Annotated in this window: 16 protein-coding genes; 11 read left to right on the top strand and 5 right to left on the bottom strand. The window is 68.7% G+C overall.

Annotated features, from left to right (window positions below):
* Nucleotides 1-3: 3 nt before the first annotated feature.
* The 4 genes from GGC47_RS17120 to rpsU all read right to left on the bottom strand — a co-directional run bounded on the left by GGC47_RS17120 (nucleotide 4) and on the right by rpsU (nucleotide 2,290).
* Complete coding sequence (locus GGC47_RS17120; protein WP_142023056.1) at nucleotides 4-687, bottom strand: anti-sigma factor family protein; 684 nt, start codon at nucleotides 685-687, stop codon at nucleotides 4-6.
* Nucleotides 688-735: 48 nt separating this feature from the next.
* The gene (locus tag GGC47_RS17115; RefSeq protein ID WP_142023055.1) at nucleotides 736-1,296 is read right to left on the bottom strand and encodes a sigma-70 family RNA polymerase sigma factor; all 561 of its coding nucleotides are present in this window, start codon (nucleotides 1,294-1,296) and stop codon (nucleotides 736-738) included.
* A 271-nt stretch (nucleotides 1,297-1,567) separates the two neighbouring features.
* Nucleotides 1,568-1,942, bottom strand: a complete 375-nt coding sequence (locus tag GGC47_RS17110) for a DUF6481 family protein (RefSeq protein WP_185748039.1) — start codon at nucleotides 1,940-1,942, stop codon at nucleotides 1,568-1,570.
* Between the two features lie 84 nt (nucleotides 1,943-2,026).
* The gene (gene rpsU, locus GGC47_RS17105) at nucleotides 2,027-2,290 is read right to left on the bottom strand and encodes a 30S ribosomal protein S21 (protein ID WP_038363081.1); all 264 of its coding nucleotides are present in this window, start codon (nucleotides 2,288-2,290) and stop codon (nucleotides 2,027-2,029) included.
* 238 nt (nucleotides 2,291-2,528) lie between these two features.
* On the opposite strand from rpsU, the gene proB reads away from it, so the two are divergent.
* The 11 genes from proB to tenA all read left to right on the top strand — a co-directional run bounded on the left by proB (nucleotide 2,529) and on the right by tenA (nucleotide 12,759).
* Nucleotides 2,529-3,683: a glutamate 5-kinase gene (gene proB, locus GGC47_RS17100; protein WP_142023054.1), complete on the top strand. Its 1,155-nt coding sequence runs from the start codon at nucleotides 2,529-2,531 to the stop codon at nucleotides 3,681-3,683.
* A 113-nt stretch (nucleotides 3,684-3,796) separates the two neighbouring features.
* Nucleotides 3,797-5,038, top strand: a complete 1,242-nt coding sequence (locus tag GGC47_RS17095) for a glutamate-5-semialdehyde dehydrogenase (RefSeq protein ID WP_142023216.1) — start codon at nucleotides 3,797-3,799, stop codon at nucleotides 5,036-5,038.
* A gap of 37 nt (nucleotides 5,039-5,075) precedes the next feature.
* Nucleotides 5,076-5,681 carry a nicotinate-nucleotide adenylyltransferase gene (locus tag GGC47_RS17090; RefSeq protein WP_038363075.1) on the top strand — a complete coding sequence of 202 codons (606 nt, stop codon included), beginning with the start codon at nucleotides 5,076-5,078 and terminating at the stop codon, nucleotides 5,679-5,681.
* The gene (gene rsfS / locus GGC47_RS17085; protein WP_081925377.1) at nucleotides 5,623-6,162 is read left to right on the top strand and encodes a ribosome silencing factor; all 540 of its coding nucleotides are present in this window, start codon (nucleotides 5,623-5,625) and stop codon (nucleotides 6,160-6,162) included. The genes GGC47_RS17090 and rsfS overlap by 59 nt, the downstream gene beginning before the upstream one ends.
* A gap of 24 nt (nucleotides 6,163-6,186) precedes the next feature.
* Complete coding sequence (gene rlmH, locus GGC47_RS17080) at nucleotides 6,187-6,669, top strand: 23S rRNA (pseudouridine(1915)-N(3))-methyltransferase RlmH (RefSeq protein WP_112763104.1); 483 nt, start codon at nucleotides 6,187-6,189, stop codon at nucleotides 6,667-6,669.
* A 14-nt stretch (nucleotides 6,670-6,683) separates the two neighbouring features.
* Complete coding sequence (locus tag GGC47_RS17075; protein ID WP_142023053.1) at nucleotides 6,684-8,027, top strand: murein hydrolase activator EnvC family protein; 1,344 nt, start codon at nucleotides 6,684-6,686, stop codon at nucleotides 8,025-8,027.
* Nucleotides 8,027-9,418, top strand: a complete 1,392-nt coding sequence (locus GGC47_RS17070; protein ID WP_112763119.1) for a S41 family peptidase — start codon at nucleotides 8,027-8,029, stop codon at nucleotides 9,416-9,418. Before GGC47_RS17075 ends, GGC47_RS17070 begins: the two co-directional genes overlap by 1 nt.
* A gap of 121 nt (nucleotides 9,419-9,539) precedes the next feature.
* The gene (locus tag GGC47_RS17065; protein WP_142023052.1) at nucleotides 9,540-10,787 is read left to right on the top strand and encodes a divergent polysaccharide deacetylase family protein; all 1,248 of its coding nucleotides are present in this window, start codon (nucleotides 9,540-9,542) and stop codon (nucleotides 10,785-10,787) included.
* Nucleotides 10,784-11,308: an RNA pyrophosphohydrolase gene (locus GGC47_RS17060; RefSeq protein ID WP_142023051.1), complete on the top strand. Its 525-nt coding sequence runs from the start codon at nucleotides 10,784-10,786 to the stop codon at nucleotides 11,306-11,308. Before GGC47_RS17065 ends, GGC47_RS17060 begins: the two co-directional genes overlap by 4 nt.
* A 139-nt stretch (nucleotides 11,309-11,447) precedes the next feature.
* Nucleotides 11,448-12,089, top strand: a complete 642-nt coding sequence (locus tag GGC47_RS17055; RefSeq protein WP_142023215.1) for a TenA family protein — start codon at nucleotides 11,448-11,450, stop codon at nucleotides 12,087-12,089.
* 1 nt (nucleotide 12,090) lies between these two features.
* A complete protein-coding gene (tenA, locus tag GGC47_RS17050; RefSeq protein WP_113251932.1) occupies nucleotides 12,091-12,759 on the top strand; it encodes a thiaminase II in 669 nt (222 codons plus the stop codon).
* Between the two features lie 3 nt (nucleotides 12,760-12,762).
* Here the strand turns inward: tenA and GGC47_RS17045 are convergent, their stop codons facing one another.
* Nucleotides 12,763-13,353, bottom strand: a complete 591-nt coding sequence (locus tag GGC47_RS17045; protein ID WP_248312605.1) for a hypothetical protein — start codon at nucleotides 13,351-13,353, stop codon at nucleotides 12,763-12,765.
* Nucleotides 13,354-13,426: the final 73 nt, after the last annotated feature.

Genomic DNA, 13,426 nt, shown 5'->3' with positions numbered 1-13,426 from the left:
TCGTCACGGTGTCGCCGCCACGAAGCTGACGATACCACTCTCCGCCTTCATCCGCGCGGCAATCGCATCGACCTGGGCGGGCGAAAGCGAGGCGTCGCCGACCCGCACCTTGAAGAAGCCGTTGGCGCGCGGCCCATCGACCACCGAGGCATCGAAGCGCTTGAAGAAGGAGGCGATGTCACCGGCTTTCGCATCGGGCGCGAAGCTCAGCAGCACATAGCGCTCCGAGGCGCGCGTGCCGGGGGCGGAGGCGGTCTGGAACCCGGCGCCGGCGTCGCGCAGCGCCAGCCCGCCGATGGCAACGGCCTGGATCGCGATCAGCGCGACGGCCGCGGCGCTGGCATAGGCCAGCCGGCGCGGCGGCTGGGACGCCAGCAGGCCGCCGAGCCAGCCGAGGAAGCCGCCCTTGGCACGGGTCAGCAGCGGCATCTGCCGGGGCTCGGCCTCGATGCCGGCCATCAGCGTCTCCAGGACCCGCGGCGACGGCGCGCCGAGATGCTCGTTGAGCAGCACCGTCTCGGCCATGTCGTCGCGGATGATCTCGAGCCGGGCGGCGAGTTCGGCGTCGGTCGCCAGCGCCGCCTCGATGCGGGCCTTGTCCGCCGCGGCAATGTGGCCATTGGCGTAGAAGGGCAGCAGCTCTTCGAGCTCGCGGCGCTTCGGATCGCTTGCGATGCTGTCGGTCATGACGCCACTCCTGCAGCGGCCTTGCCGCACTTCACCAATCGCTTCGTGTCACGGCCAGCCACGGTCGATGCCGGCGGCCTTGAGCATTTCGCCCAGCTTCTTGCGGGCATGGAACAGCCGGGTCTTGACCGTGTTCTCGGGGATCCCGACGATCCGCGCGACCTCCTCGACGGAAGTCTCGTGATAATAGACGAGGTCGACGACCTCGCGATGCTCGGCCGAGAGCCGTTGGAGGCAGGCGCGGATGGCGAGACCCTTGTCCTGCTTCTGCAGGACGACCTCGGGGCCGTCGGATTCGTCCTCGATCGTGTTGGCGAAATCCTCGTCGAGCTCGGCGTCGCGGCGCTTGCGCAGGAGCGACCAGGCCTTGTTGCGGGCAATGGCGAGCAGCCAGGTCGCGACCGAGGCGCGAGCCTCGAAGCGATCCGCCTGTCGCCAGAGATCCATGAACACGTCACTGATCACATCCTCGGCAAGCGTCTCGTCGCGGACGAGCCGCAGCACGAAACGGTAGACCCGCACCTGATGCCGCGAAAACAGCACCTTCATTGCGAGCCGGTCGCCGGAAGCGATCCGCTTGACGAGATCCTCGTCCGATTCCGTATGCATTGCCCCTCGAAGGCCAGGCATCCCGGCTCGCATCCATTCGTCGCGGCGAGCGGGAGGAAGGTTCAAAACGCCAGCAGATTAATCCGCACGGCCGGTTTTGCCGATAGCACGCCGAACGGCTTCGGTCACCTTTTGGCCATGATCGCAGAGGGAATGCGGGGCGGCCTTCGGACGAGGTGACGCAGACATGAAAAGGGGCGCCCGCGGCGCCCCAGATCCTCTCGCTCGCTCCATGTCCCGTCGGGACATGTGCGGCGACCTGCTCGATGTCTCAGCGGCGCTTGCCGGCCGAGCGCATCTGCATGTACTGCACGGCTTCGAGCAGCACCTTGCGGGGACGCTCTGCATCGCGCTTGGCCTGCTCCGCCTTGCGGGCGGCCTCGCGGGCGATTTCCTGCTGGCGCTTCTCTTCCGCGATGCGCTCGCGCTCGATCGCCTCCAGCCGTTCCTTCTCGGCGCGAAGCCTGGCCTTCTCCGCCTCGCGCTCGGCGCGGGCCTGCGCGATGGCTTCCCGCTCTTCGCGTCGCTGCATCATGACCGGGTCATCGGCCTTTGGCCGCGCCTTGAAACGCTCGAGGAGCGCCTGCTTGGCTTTGGCGGAGTTGGCCTGACGGTCAGTGAAGCTGCGGTCGTTCGGGTTCTTCAAGGGTGGTCTTCTCTCGGGTTGTCACGGGCTATCTGCAGCCTGCGCGGGCGCAATAATCCAGATTGCGGTGAATTGGTATCGAAATCAGCGCGGAGCCGGTGCGCTTCCAGCGCGGACCGGACGCGGCTTGGGCTTCGGCGCGGCGATCAGACCCTCGCGCTGGGCCTGCTTGCGGGCGAGCTTGCGAGCGCGGCGGATGGCGTCGGCCTTCTCGCGCACGCGCCGCTCGGAGGGCTTCTCGTAAGCGGAACGGCGCTTCATCTCGCGGAAAACGCCCTCGCGCTGCATCTTTTTCTTCAGTACGCGCAGGGCCTGATCGACATTGTTGTCCCGGACGAGAACTTGCATTGCGGCCTCCTGTTGGGAATGGACGCGATGTGCCGTCGCGAAAGGCGGCGGCCAGAAGCAGTCCGGAGTGACGGAAAAGTCGCAGAGGCGCTGAAAACGCGGCGAGTGCAACCGAAGCGAGTCCCGATATGGGTGCGCTGGCCCCCATTGTCAACTTCGGCGGCCGCCGATGCGTCCCTCGCCTGCCCGTCCTCACGGCGCCAACGCTTTACATCCGCGCGGTTTTCCCCAAACAGGCATGAACGTCGCCGCAATCGGTTCCACACCCGTGAACACGCCCACCCTCGCCCAGTTTCGCCGCATTGTCGTGAAGGTCGGCTCCAGCCTGCTGGTCGACCGGAGCCGCGGCCGCCTGCGCCATGCCTGGCTGGCCGCGCTCGCGGAAGACCTCGCCGATCTCCACCAGCGCGGCGCCGACATCCTCGTCGTCTCCTCGGGCGCGATCGCGCTCGGGCGCACCGTGCTCGGCCTGCCCTCCGGCCCCTTGCGGCTGGAGGAGAGCCAGGCGGCGGCGGCGGTCGGGCAGATCGCGCTCGCCCGCAACTGGGCCGAGGCGCTCGGCGCCCATGGCCTGACCGCCGGCCAGATCCTGCTGACGCTGGCCGACACCGAGCAGCGCCGCCGCTATCTTAACGCGCGCGCGACGCTCGGGCGCTTGCTCGACCTGCGCGCCATCCCCGTCATCAACGAGAACGACACCGTCGCCACCACCGAGATCCGCTACGGCGACAATGACCGGCTCGCGGCGCGGGTCGCGACCATGGCCGGCGCCGACCTGCTCGTGCTGTTCTCCGACATCGACGGGCTCTACACCGCCCCCCCCGCCAAGGACCCCGAGGCGCGGCACATCCCGGTGGTCGAGCGCATCACGCCCGAGATTGACGCCATGGCCGGCGGCGCGGCTTCCGAACTCTCGCGCGGCGGCATGCGCACCAAGATCGAGGCCGGCAAGATCGCGGCGGCCGGCGGCACGCATATGCTGATCGCCGACGGGCGGGCCAAGAATCCCCTCGCCGCCATCGCCGCCGGGGGGCGCTGCACCTGGTTCCTCACCGCCTCCACACCCGCGACCGCGCGCAAGACCTGGATCGCCGGCTCGCTCGAGCCGCGCGGCACGCTGCATGTCGATGCCGGCGCAGCCCGGGCTCTGCGCGGCGGGGCGAGCCTGCTGCCGGTCGGCGTCAGCCGCATCGAGGGCGAATTCTCGCGCGGCGACGCCGTGCTGATCCGCGACCCTGCCGGCCAGGTGCTCGGCCGCGGCCTCGTCGCCTATGATGCGTCGGAAGCCGCGCTCGTGCTCGGCAAGGCCTCGCGCGACATCGAGACGGTGCTGGGCTATCCCGGCCGGGCCGAGATGATCCACCGGGACGACATGGCGCTCGGTCTGAGCTAAATACAAAGCCGGATGCATATTTTGGGCGGGACAGGATGACGAGCGACAGCGCGCTGCGCATCATCGCGACGAGCGAGGCCGACAGGCAAGTCGGCCAAGTCGTGCAGCAAGTCATGCAGGAGGTCGGGCGGCGCGCCCGCGCCGCCGCGCGCAAGGTCGCGCTCAGCTCCGCCGACCGGCGCAATGCCGCCCTCCTCGCCATGGCCGAGGCGCTGCGCGCCCGCAGCGCCCGCATCCTGGCCGCCAATGCGCAGGACCTGGCCGACGGCAAGGCGGCCGGCCTGAGCGCCAGCTTCATGGATCGCCTTGCCCTCGACGAGAAGCGGCTCGCAGCCATCGCCGACGCCGTCGCCGAGGTCGCCGGGCTGGCCGATCCGCTCGGCCGCGTGCTGGCGGAATGGACGCAGCCGAACGGCCTGCGCTTCGAGCGCGTCGCGACCCCGCTCGGCGTCATCGCCGTGATCTTCGAGAGCCGCCCCAACGTCACCGCCGATGCGGGCGCGCTCTGCCTGAAGAGCGGCAATGCCGCGATCCTGCGCGCCGGCTCCGATTCCTTCCGCTCCTCCACCGAGATCGCCGCCGCCATGCGCGAAGGTCTGGAGGCGGCCGGCCTGCCCGGCGACGCCATCCAGCTCGTGCCGACGCGCGACCGCGCCGCCGTCGGCGAAATCCTCTCGGGGCTCAGCGGCACTGTCGATGTCGTCGTCCCGCGCGGGGGGAAAAGCCTCGTCGCCCGCGTGCAGAGCGAGGCGCGCGTGCCGGTCTTCGCCCATCTCGACGGCAACTGCCATGTGTATGTCCATGGCGCCGCCGACCTCGCCATGGCGCGCGACATCCTGCTCAACGCCAAATTGCGCCGCACCGGCGTCTGCGGCGCGGCCGAGACCTTGCTGGTCGACGAAGCCTGCGCCGCGACCCATCTCGCGCCGCTTGTCGCCGCCCTGCTCGATGCCGGCTGCGCGGTGCGCGGCGACGCGGCGACGCAAGGCCTCGATGCCCGAGTCACGGCCGCGACGGAGGAGGATTGGGCGACCGAGTATCTCGACCGCATCATCGCGGTGAAACGTGTCCCCGGCCTCGACGCGGCGATCGACCATATCGAGCTCTACGGCTCGCACCACACCGACGCCATCGTCACGGCCGATGCGGAGGCGGCCGCCCGCTTCCTCGCCGAGGTCGATTCCGCCATCGTGATCCACAACGCCTCGACCCAGTTCGCCGATGGCGGCGAATTCGGCTTCGGCGCCGAAATCGGCATCGCGACAGGGCGGATGCATGCGCGCGGACCGGTCGGCGTCGAGCAGCTCTGCTCCTTCAAATACCGCGTCCATGGCTGCGGCCAGACCCGGCCTTGACGCAAGCGCTCTCGTGACATCCCAGCCGATCGCCACAATGGAACATCTGCGGCTGCCGCCCTTCGCGCCGGGCCTGCGCATCGGCCTGTTCGGCGGCACCTTCAACCCCGCCCATGACGGCCATCGCATGGCCAGCGTGACAGCGCTGCAGCGGCTCCAGCTCGACCGGATCTGGTGGCTCGTCACCCCCGGCAACCCGCTGAAGAACAACAGCAACCTCCCCTCGCTGGCCGAGCGCATCCGCTTCGGCCGCAAGCTCGCCGACCATGCCCGCATCCATGTCACCGGCATCGAGGCACGGCTGCGCACCCGCTACACCGCCGACACGCTGCGCGCCCTGAAGCGGCGCTGCCCCGGCGTCCGCTTCGTCTGGATCATGGGCTCCGACAATCTCGCCAGCTTCCACCGCTGGAACGAGTGGCGCGCCATCGCCCGGATGATGCCGATCGCCGTGGTCGACCGGCCGGGCTCGACCCACAGCGCCATCGCCTCGCCGGCCGCCAACTGGATGTCGCGCTGGCGCATTCCCGAAAGCGAGGGCGCGGCGCTGGCACGGATACACCCGCCCGCCTGGGTGTTCCTGCATGGCCGCCGTTCGGACCTGTCCTCGACCAAGCTGCGCCGACAGGCCGGACGCGATTGAACTCCGGACCTATCCGGCTTATTTTACCTGCGTCGCGCCGAGAGCGCGTCGAGATCGAGAGGATACGTCACTGAACCGTCAAACCCTTGGTGAAGCCGAGCCGAAGCCGCTTCCCCAGGCTGCTGTTGCGGACAACCCCTCCGCCGATAGCATCGCCCTTGCGCAACGTGTCCTCGAAGACATGAAGGCCGAGGACATCACGGTGATCGACCTCGTTGGTAAGACGTCGCTGGCCGACGCGATGATTATCGCCTCGGGCAACGTCAATCGCCATGTCGCCGCCATCAGCGAGGCCCTGATCGAAGCCCTCAAGGGCTCCGGACTGCCCACGCCGAAGGTCGAGGGCATGCCGGCTTGCGACTGGGTGCTGATCGATACCGGCGATATCATCGTCCATGTCTTCCGGCCGGAAGTGCGCCAGTTCTACAATCTCGAGAAGATGTGGGGCACCGATCGCCCGAACGAACGTCTCGTGAGCTGATCGCAGCATAGGGTCGAAACCCTCATGCGGCTCGCGCTTATTGCGGTCGGCCGGCTCAAGGACGGGCCGGAACGCGAGCTCTGCGAGCGCTACCGCGAGCGCGCGGTGGCGCTCGGCCGGACCATCGGCTTCAGCGGTCCCGAGATCGTCGAATTGCCGGAAAGCCGGGGCCGCCGGCCGGAAGAGCGCAAGCGCGACGAGGGCGAGGCGATCCTCGCCAGGCTCCCGTCGCCCGGGCTGATCGTCGCGCTCGACGAGCGCGGGAAGAATCTCGGCAGCGAAGCCTTCGCCAGCCGCCTCGCTGCCGCGCGCGATGGCGGCACCGCCCATGCCAGCTTCGTCATCGGCGGTGCCGACGGCTTGAGCGAGGCGATCCGCGACCGCGCCGACATCACGCTCGCCTTCGGCGCGCTCACCCTGCCGCACCAGATCGTGCGCGCGCTCGTGCTGGAGCAGGTCTACCGGGCGATGACGATCCTCGCCGGGCACCCCTATCATCGCGTATGACTCGCGCTTAGCCGATGATTCGCACCGCGCTCCCCCGTCTGGGCCTAGCTGCCGCCCTGCTCCTCGGCACGGCATCGCCGTTGCTCGCCCAGAGCGCCCCGCCCGATCCGGACGCCTTCCAGCGCGAGGCGATGCAGAAGCTCGTCGAGAAGCAGGCGCGCGAGGCCGAGCTGAAGGCCATCGAGCAGCGCCTCGACGGCAATATCGAAGTCCGCCGCAAGCTCGAAGGCGAGATCGCCGCGATCCGCGCCGACCGCGCCGCGCTCAACAAGGCCCTGCTCGACACGACGGCCCGCACCCAGGCTGGCGAAGAGAAGCTCGGCGACCTCGAGAAGCGGCTCGCTCTGTCGCAATCCAGCGAGGCGGCGATCCGCCGCTCGCTCGAGAGCCGGCGCGGGCTGATCGCCGAGGTGCTGGCGGCGCTTCAGCGCATCGGCCGGCGCCCGCCGCCGGCCGTGCTGGTCAGGCCCGAGGATATTCTCGAGGCGGTCAGGGCCTCGATGCTGCTCGGCGCCGTGGTGCCGGACCTGCGGCAGGAGGTCGAGATTCTCGGCACCGACCTCGCCGAGCTGGTGCGGCTGCGCGACAACATCGCCGCGGAAAAGACCCGGATCGGCGCGGAGATGGAGCAGCTCGCGGCCGAGCGCCAGCGCCTGGCATCGCTGATCGAGGCAAGGCGCGAGCGCGAGGCCAGCGCGGCCAAGGATGTCGATGCGCAGAAGGCGCTGGGCGACCAGCTCGCCGGCCAGGCGCGTTCGATGCGCGACTTCGTCGAGAAGATCGAGAAGGAGATCTCCGTCGCGAGCAAGGCGGCGGAGGCGGCCCGCCAGGCGATCGAGCAGGAAACCCGCGAGCAGCGCGAACGCATGACCGCGCTCGCCTTCAAGGACCCGGCCCGGCTCGCCCCCAAGATCGCCTTCGCCGACGCCCGCGGCCTGCTCTCGCTGCCCGCCGCGGGTTCACGATTGCGTGGTTTTGGCGATCCGGATGGCGCCGGCGGCACCACGCGCGGGATTTCACTGGAAACCCGTCCCGGCGCCCTAGTTTCGGCGCCTTCTGACGCTTGGGTGGTTTATGCGGGTCCGTTCCGCTCTTTCGGGCAGCTCTTGATCCTGAATGCCGGCGGCGGATACTACATATTGCTGGCAGGAATGCAGCGCATCGATGTCGCCCTCAACCAGTTCGTGCTCGCCGGCGAGCCGGTTGCGGTGATGGGCGAAACATCGGAAGCTGCGGCGACGACAGTAGGAGTGGGAACCGGCCAGCCGGTCCTGTATATAGAATTCAGAAAAGACGGTGTTTCGGTCGATCCGACGCCGTGGTGGACGAAATCGCAAGGCGAAAAGGTTCGCGGATGATGCGCAAGGTTTCTCTCGTTCTCGCCGGCGCCATCATGGGCGCGGGCCTGACCGGACTGGCTACCCAGACGCGGTTGTTGAGTTCGACCAGCGCCGTCGCCGCCTCGGCCGAGGTCTATCGCAGCCTCAACCTGTTCGGTGACATCTTCGAGAAGATCCGCACCGACTATGTCGACAAGCCCGACGAGCAGAAGCTGATCGAGGCCGCCATCAACGGCATGGTCTCCTCGCTCGACCCGCATTCCTCCTATCTCGACGCCAAGTCCTTCCGCGAGATGGACACCGACATGCGCGGCCAGTTCGGCGGCCTCGGCATCGAGGTGACCATGGAGGACGGCGTCCTCAAGGTCGCCAAGCCGATCAAGGACACGCCTGCCTCCAAAGCCGGCATCCTCGCCAACGACATCATCCGCCAGATCGACGGCACCGAGGTGAAGGGGCTCTCCCTCACCCAGGCGGTCGACAAGATGCGCGGCCTGATCAACACCCAGGTGACGCTGAAGGTCGAGCGCCCCGGCAAGACGGAGCCGCTGGACTTCACCCTGACCCGCCAGACCATCGTCGTTCCGGCGGTTGAGGAGCGCGTCGAGGGCGACATCGCCTATATCCGCATCGGCACCTTCTCCGAGCAGACCTATGACGGCCTGCGCAAGGCGATCGACAAGACCACCAGCGAGATCGGCGCCGACAAGCTCAAGGGCTACATCATCGACCTGCGCAACAACCGCGGCGGGCGCCTCGACCAGTCCGTGCTGGTCTCCGACGCCTTCCTCGAGCGCGGCCGCATCGTCTCGACCCGCGGCCGCAACGCCGAGGAGACGCAGGTCTTCAACGCCAAGTCGGGCGACCTCACCAAGGGCAAGCCGGTCGTCGTGCTGATCAACGGCTCGTCCGCCTCGGCGGCCGAGATCGTCGCCGGCGCCCTGCAGGACCACAAGCGCGCCACGCTGATCGGCACACGCTCCTTCGGCAAGGGCTCGGTGCAGACCGTGATCCCGCTCGGCTCGAATGGCGGCCTGCGCCTGACCACGGCGCGCTACTACACCCCGTCGGGCAATTCGATCCAGGCCAAGGGCATCACGCCGGACATCGAGGTGCTGCAGGACATCCCGGCCGAGCTCAAGGACAAGCTCGTCGACAACAAGGGCGAAGCCGCACTCAAGGGCCATCTCAAGGCCGGCGAGGGCGAGGAACAGTCCGGCTCGAGCTCCTATGTCCCGAACGATCCCAAGAAGGACACGCAGCTCATCGCGGCGATCGACCTGCTTCACGGCGTGAAGAAGGATGCCGCCGCGCTCGCCCAGAAGCCGGCCGAGACCCCGGCCGCAACGCCCGCTCCCGCTCCGGCCGCCCCCGCGGCGCCGGCCACGCCGGAAGCGCCCAAGCCCTGACGAGCGGCCCCGAGCGCGCCTCGGGGCTCGACGGCGGGCGGCTAAGACGACAAGACTAGCGCGCGGACCACTGATTCGGGTCCGCGTCGCAATCTGTTAGGACGGCTGACCTTTGGCCGGAATGCCGCTCACGGACCTCAACCGGCCGCTCGGCCAGGACAAGCCTGCGCGCGCGAACAGGCCGTGGGGGCGTTGGCTTGCGACCGCCGCGGCCGGTTTGGTCGGCACCGTGCTTCTCGGCCTCCTCCTCGTCGTCGCCCTGCGCCGCGATCCCGATGGTGGCGAACCCATGGCCGTCGCGAGCATCGAGAAGCGCGCCGCACCGCCGGTCGCCGTCTCGGCCGGCCCGGACCCCGGGACCAATCCCGGTCCGCGCGGCCCCGCCAGCGCCGCGCAGCTCGAGAGCAATGCGGGCGTCACCGTCTACCGCCCGGATTCGGACGCACCCGGCGCCATCGTCATCACCGTTCCCGACGACGCCGGCCCGATCAAGCTCGCCCCCGCCCCCGATAACCGCCTCGTCGAGCGCACGCGCTACGGCCTGCTGCCGAAGACCGCACCGGACGGCGCCACCCCGGCGCAGATCTACGCCCGCCCGCTCGGCCCGGCCCCCGCGACCAAGCCGGCCGGACGGGTCGCGCTGATCGTCGGCGGCCTCGGCATCAGCCAGAGCGGCACGTCGGATGCGATCACGCGCCTGCCACCGCAGGTCTCGCTCGCCTTCGCGCCCTATGGCACCGAGCTGGAGCGCACCGTCCAGCGCGCCCGCGGCGAGGGGCACGAGGTCCTGCTCCAGCTCCCGATGGAGCCCTTCGACTATCCCGACAACGATCCCGGCCCGCATACGCTGCTGACCGGCCCGAAGTCGTCCGACAATCTGGACAAGCTGCACTGGTCGCTCGGCCGCTTCACCGGCTATGTCGGCATCATCAACTTTCTCGGCGGCCGGCTGACGGCGGATGAAGGCGCCCTCTCGCCGATCCTGCGCGATCTCGCCGGGCGCGGGCTCCTGGTCGTCGATGATGGCTCCTCGGCGCGCAGCCAGCTCGCGCCGGCAGCCAGCCGCGCCCAGATCCCGGCGCTCAGGATCGACCGGACCATCGACACGGTGGCGCGCGCCGACGCCATCGACAAGGAGCTCGCCAATCTGGAAGCGATGGCGCGCGACCAGGGCATCGTCGTCGCGGCGGCAAGCGCCCTGCCCGTCTCGATCGAGCGGATCGCGCAATGGGCGCAATCCCTCGAAGCCAAGAAGATCGCGATCGTGCCGGTGAGCGCCGCGCGGGGTTTCCGCAACCCCAAGAGCACAGGCTCGCTCGGCCCAGGCTCGCGCCCCGCAGGCTCTCTCCCGACCGGATCTCCGCGATGACCGACGACGCCCCCGAAGGCTACCGCCCCTGCGTGGGTCTCGCCCTGTTCAATGCCGAAGGCCTCGTCTTCATCGGCCGGCGCGCCGACAAGACCAAGCGCGAGCATGTCGCCCCCGGCCATGCCTGGCAGATGCCGCAAGGCGGCATCGACAAGGGCGAGACGCCGCTGGAAGCCGCCCGGCGCGAATTGCAGGAGGAGACCAACATCACCTCCGTCGAGCTCCTGGCCGAGGCGCCGGGTTGGCTGAGCTACGATCTGCCGGTCGATATCGGCCAGGAGGCCTGGAAAGGCCGCTGGCGCGGCCAGGCGCAGCGCTGGTTCGCCTTCCGCTTCACCGGCTCCGACAGCGAAATCGACATCCTCACGCCCGCCGGCGGCCACAAGGCCGAGTTCGACGCCTGGCGCTGGGCCCCGCTTGCCGAGACGCCGGAGCTGATTATCCCCTTCAAGCAGGGCGTCTACCGTCAGGTCGTCCGCCATTTCGCCCCCTTCGCGAAGGCCGGAACCGCAACCGCCTGACCGCCCACGGCGGCTGCCCTCGCATCTTCGAACTGTTCCAATTTTGCATATGGAACAAAGAGTTGAGCGGAATTCCCGGCGCGCCTAGATTGCCCGGATCCGGCGCTGCCGTGATGCCTGCCCTTCCGGAGACGACATGATGACCGAACGTTTCAGCGAGACCTTGCGGCAGGCGAGCGAGCCGCTCTGGTCGCAGGCGACGGAGCATCGCTTCGTGCGCGAGCTGCTCTCCGGAACGGTCTCCGACGCCGTGATGGCGCGCTACCTGATCCAGGACCACCGCTTTCTCGACGCCTTCCTCACCTTGCTCGGCGCGGCCGTCGCCACCACCGACAGCTTCGAGGCGCGGCTGCGCTTCGGCCGTTTCATCGGCATGGTCTCAGGCGAGGAGAACACCTATTTCCTGCGCGCCTTCGAGGCGCTCGGCGTGACCGCCGCCCAGCGCGAGCAGCGCCCGGACACGCAGGCCACGGCCGGCTTCAAGGCGATCATGCGGGACGCCGCCGCGACCCGCTCCTACGCCGCCGCTCTGGCCGTCCTGAACGTGGCGGAGTGGCTCTATCTCGACTGGGCGACGAAGGCCACGGCGCCGCTGCCGCAGAACTTCGTCCATGCCGAATGGATCACCCTGCACGACAATCCCGACTTCCGCGATTTCGTCGCCTTCCTGCGCGCCGAACTCGACCGCGTCGGCCCGGCCGAAGAGGCGCTGAGCCGCGATTTCTTCCTGCGCGCGGTCGCGCTTGAACTGGCCTTTTTCGACTCCGCCTATGAGCACTGAGATGGATCTCTTCGCGCGATTGAAGGCCGCAGCCAGCAGCGACTGGCAATCTTACGTCGATCACGACTTCGTCCGCCGGATGGGCGCAGGCACCCTGCCGCAGGAGGCCTTCCGCGACTACCTCGTCCAGGATTATCTCTTCCTGATCCAGTTCGCGCGCGCCTATGCGCTGGCGATCTACAAGGGCCGCAGCCTCGCCGATATGCGCGCCGCCAAGGCGGGCCTCGACGCCATCCTCGATGTCGAGATGGATCTGCATGTCCGGCTCTGCGGGCGCTGGGGCCTCTCGCCCGAGGCGATCGAAGCCGCGCCGGAGCATCAGGCCACCATCGCCTATACCCGCTTCGTGCTCGATTGCGGCATGGCGGGCGACCTGCTCGACCTGCATGTCGCGCTTGCCCCTTGCGTCATCGGCTATGCCGAGATCGGCCGCAATCTGGCACCGGACGGCGCCGGGGCGCTTGCCAACCATCCCTATCGCGACTGGATCGGCGAATATGCCGGGGAGACCTATCAGCAGGTCGCCGCAGAAGCCCGCCGCCATCTCGACGATCTCGCCGCGCGCGCGATGACCGAGCGCCGCTTCGCCGAGCTCACCGCCCTCTTCGCCAAGGCCTCGCGGCTGGAGGCCGATTTCTGGCAGATGGCGCTGACCGAGACCGGAAGCTGAATCCTATCCGTGCATGGCGGAGAGGAGGCGGATGATCCAGTAGAACTGATAGACGAGGTGGGTGATAGCGATCGCGATCTGCAGGCGGCGATCCGCCCAGATGCTGCCGACGACGCAGAAGGCCAGCCCGATCGGCACCTGCAGCAGATAATCACCGCTGAGCTGGCTCCAATGGTCGAGCCCCTTGATCAGCGTGTCGACGACGTCGAGCAGGAAGGCGACGGCGAGCAGCCCGAAGAACCAGCGCCGCCGCTTGATGAAGAAATCCTCGTAGCCGGCATATTCCGCGATCGAATCCGGGAAGAGCAGCGCCGCGAGCAGATAAAGCACGACGGCATAGCCGATCAGGAACAGGAAGACGCCGAAGCTCCAGCTCGGGATCCGCGACAGCGCGAACTCCCACCACCAGAACAGCGCCAGTTCGAGCAGGATCGAGCCGACCCAGAGCATGTGCAGCAGCGAGACGCGATTGCGGCCGGGATGCTGGATGAAGCCGGCAATGCCCAGGAGCATGCGGGTGATGCCGAGGCCGATCACCATGCCCATGACGATGCGGACATGGGAGAACAGCTCTTGCGGCGCGACGGTATCCATGCCCCCTGCATAGCTTGCCGGAAACCTGACGCCTAGATCGCCGCGCGCCCTGCCGGGCGCGATAACGGCGATC

Origin of the sequence: Allobosea sp. OAE752, assembly GCF_050433265.1 — a bacterium.
In the GTDB taxonomy this organism is placed as follows: Bacteria; Pseudomonadota; Alphaproteobacteria; order Rhizobiales; family Beijerinckiaceae; genus Allobosea; species Allobosea spartocytisi.
The sequence above is the reverse complement of the archived record's forward strand: the minus strand, read 5'-3'. Positions and strand labels throughout refer to the sequence as shown.

Coding starts and splice junctions, on each gene's coding strand:
- GGC47_RS17070 (WP_112763119.1), top strand. CDS start 8,027: ATGCGCAAGGTTTCTCTCGTTCTCGCCGGCGCCATCATGGGCGCGGGC.
- tenA (WP_113251932.1), top strand. CDS start 12,091: ATGGATCTCTTCGCGCGATTGAAGGCCGCAGCCAGCAGCGACTGGCAA.
- GGC47_RS17065 (WP_142023052.1), top strand. CDS start 9,540: ATGCCGCTCACGGACCTCAACCGGCCGCTCGGCCAGGACAAGCCTGCG.
- GGC47_RS17045 (WP_248312605.1), bottom strand. CDS start 13,353: ATGGATACCGTCGCGCCGCAAGAGCTGTTCTCCCATGTCCGCATCGTC.
- rlmH (WP_112763104.1), top strand. CDS start 6,187: ATGCGGCTCGCGCTTATTGCGGTCGGCCGGCTCAAGGACGGGCCGGAA.
- proB (WP_142023054.1), top strand. CDS start 2,529: ATGAACGTCGCCGCAATCGGTTCCACACCCGTGAACACGCCCACCCTC.
- GGC47_RS17120 (WP_142023056.1), bottom strand. CDS start 687: ATGACCGACAGCATCGCAAGCGATCCGAAGCGCCGCGAGCTCGAAGAG.
- GGC47_RS17055 (WP_142023215.1), top strand. CDS start 11,448: ATGACCGAACGTTTCAGCGAGACCTTGCGGCAGGCGAGCGAGCCGCTC.
- GGC47_RS17115 (WP_142023055.1), bottom strand. CDS start 1,296: ATGCATACGGAATCGGACGAGGATCTCGTCAAGCGGATCGCTTCCGGC.
- GGC47_RS17095 (WP_142023216.1), top strand. CDS start 3,797: ATGCAGGAGGTCGGGCGGCGCGCCCGCGCCGCCGCGCGCAAGGTCGCG.
- rsfS (WP_081925377.1), top strand. CDS start 5,623: ATGGCCGCCGTTCGGACCTGTCCTCGACCAAGCTGCGCCGACAGGCCG.
- GGC47_RS17075 (WP_142023053.1), top strand. CDS start 6,684: ATGATTCGCACCGCGCTCCCCCGTCTGGGCCTAGCTGCCGCCCTGCTC.
- rpsU (WP_038363081.1), bottom strand. CDS start 2,290: ATGCAAGTTCTCGTCCGGGACAACAATGTCGATCAGGCCCTGCGCGTA.
- GGC47_RS17060 (WP_142023051.1), top strand. CDS start 10,784: ATGACCGACGACGCCCCCGAAGGCTACCGCCCCTGCGTGGGTCTCGCC.
- GGC47_RS17090 (WP_038363075.1), top strand. CDS start 5,076: ATGGAACATCTGCGGCTGCCGCCCTTCGCGCCGGGCCTGCGCATCGGC.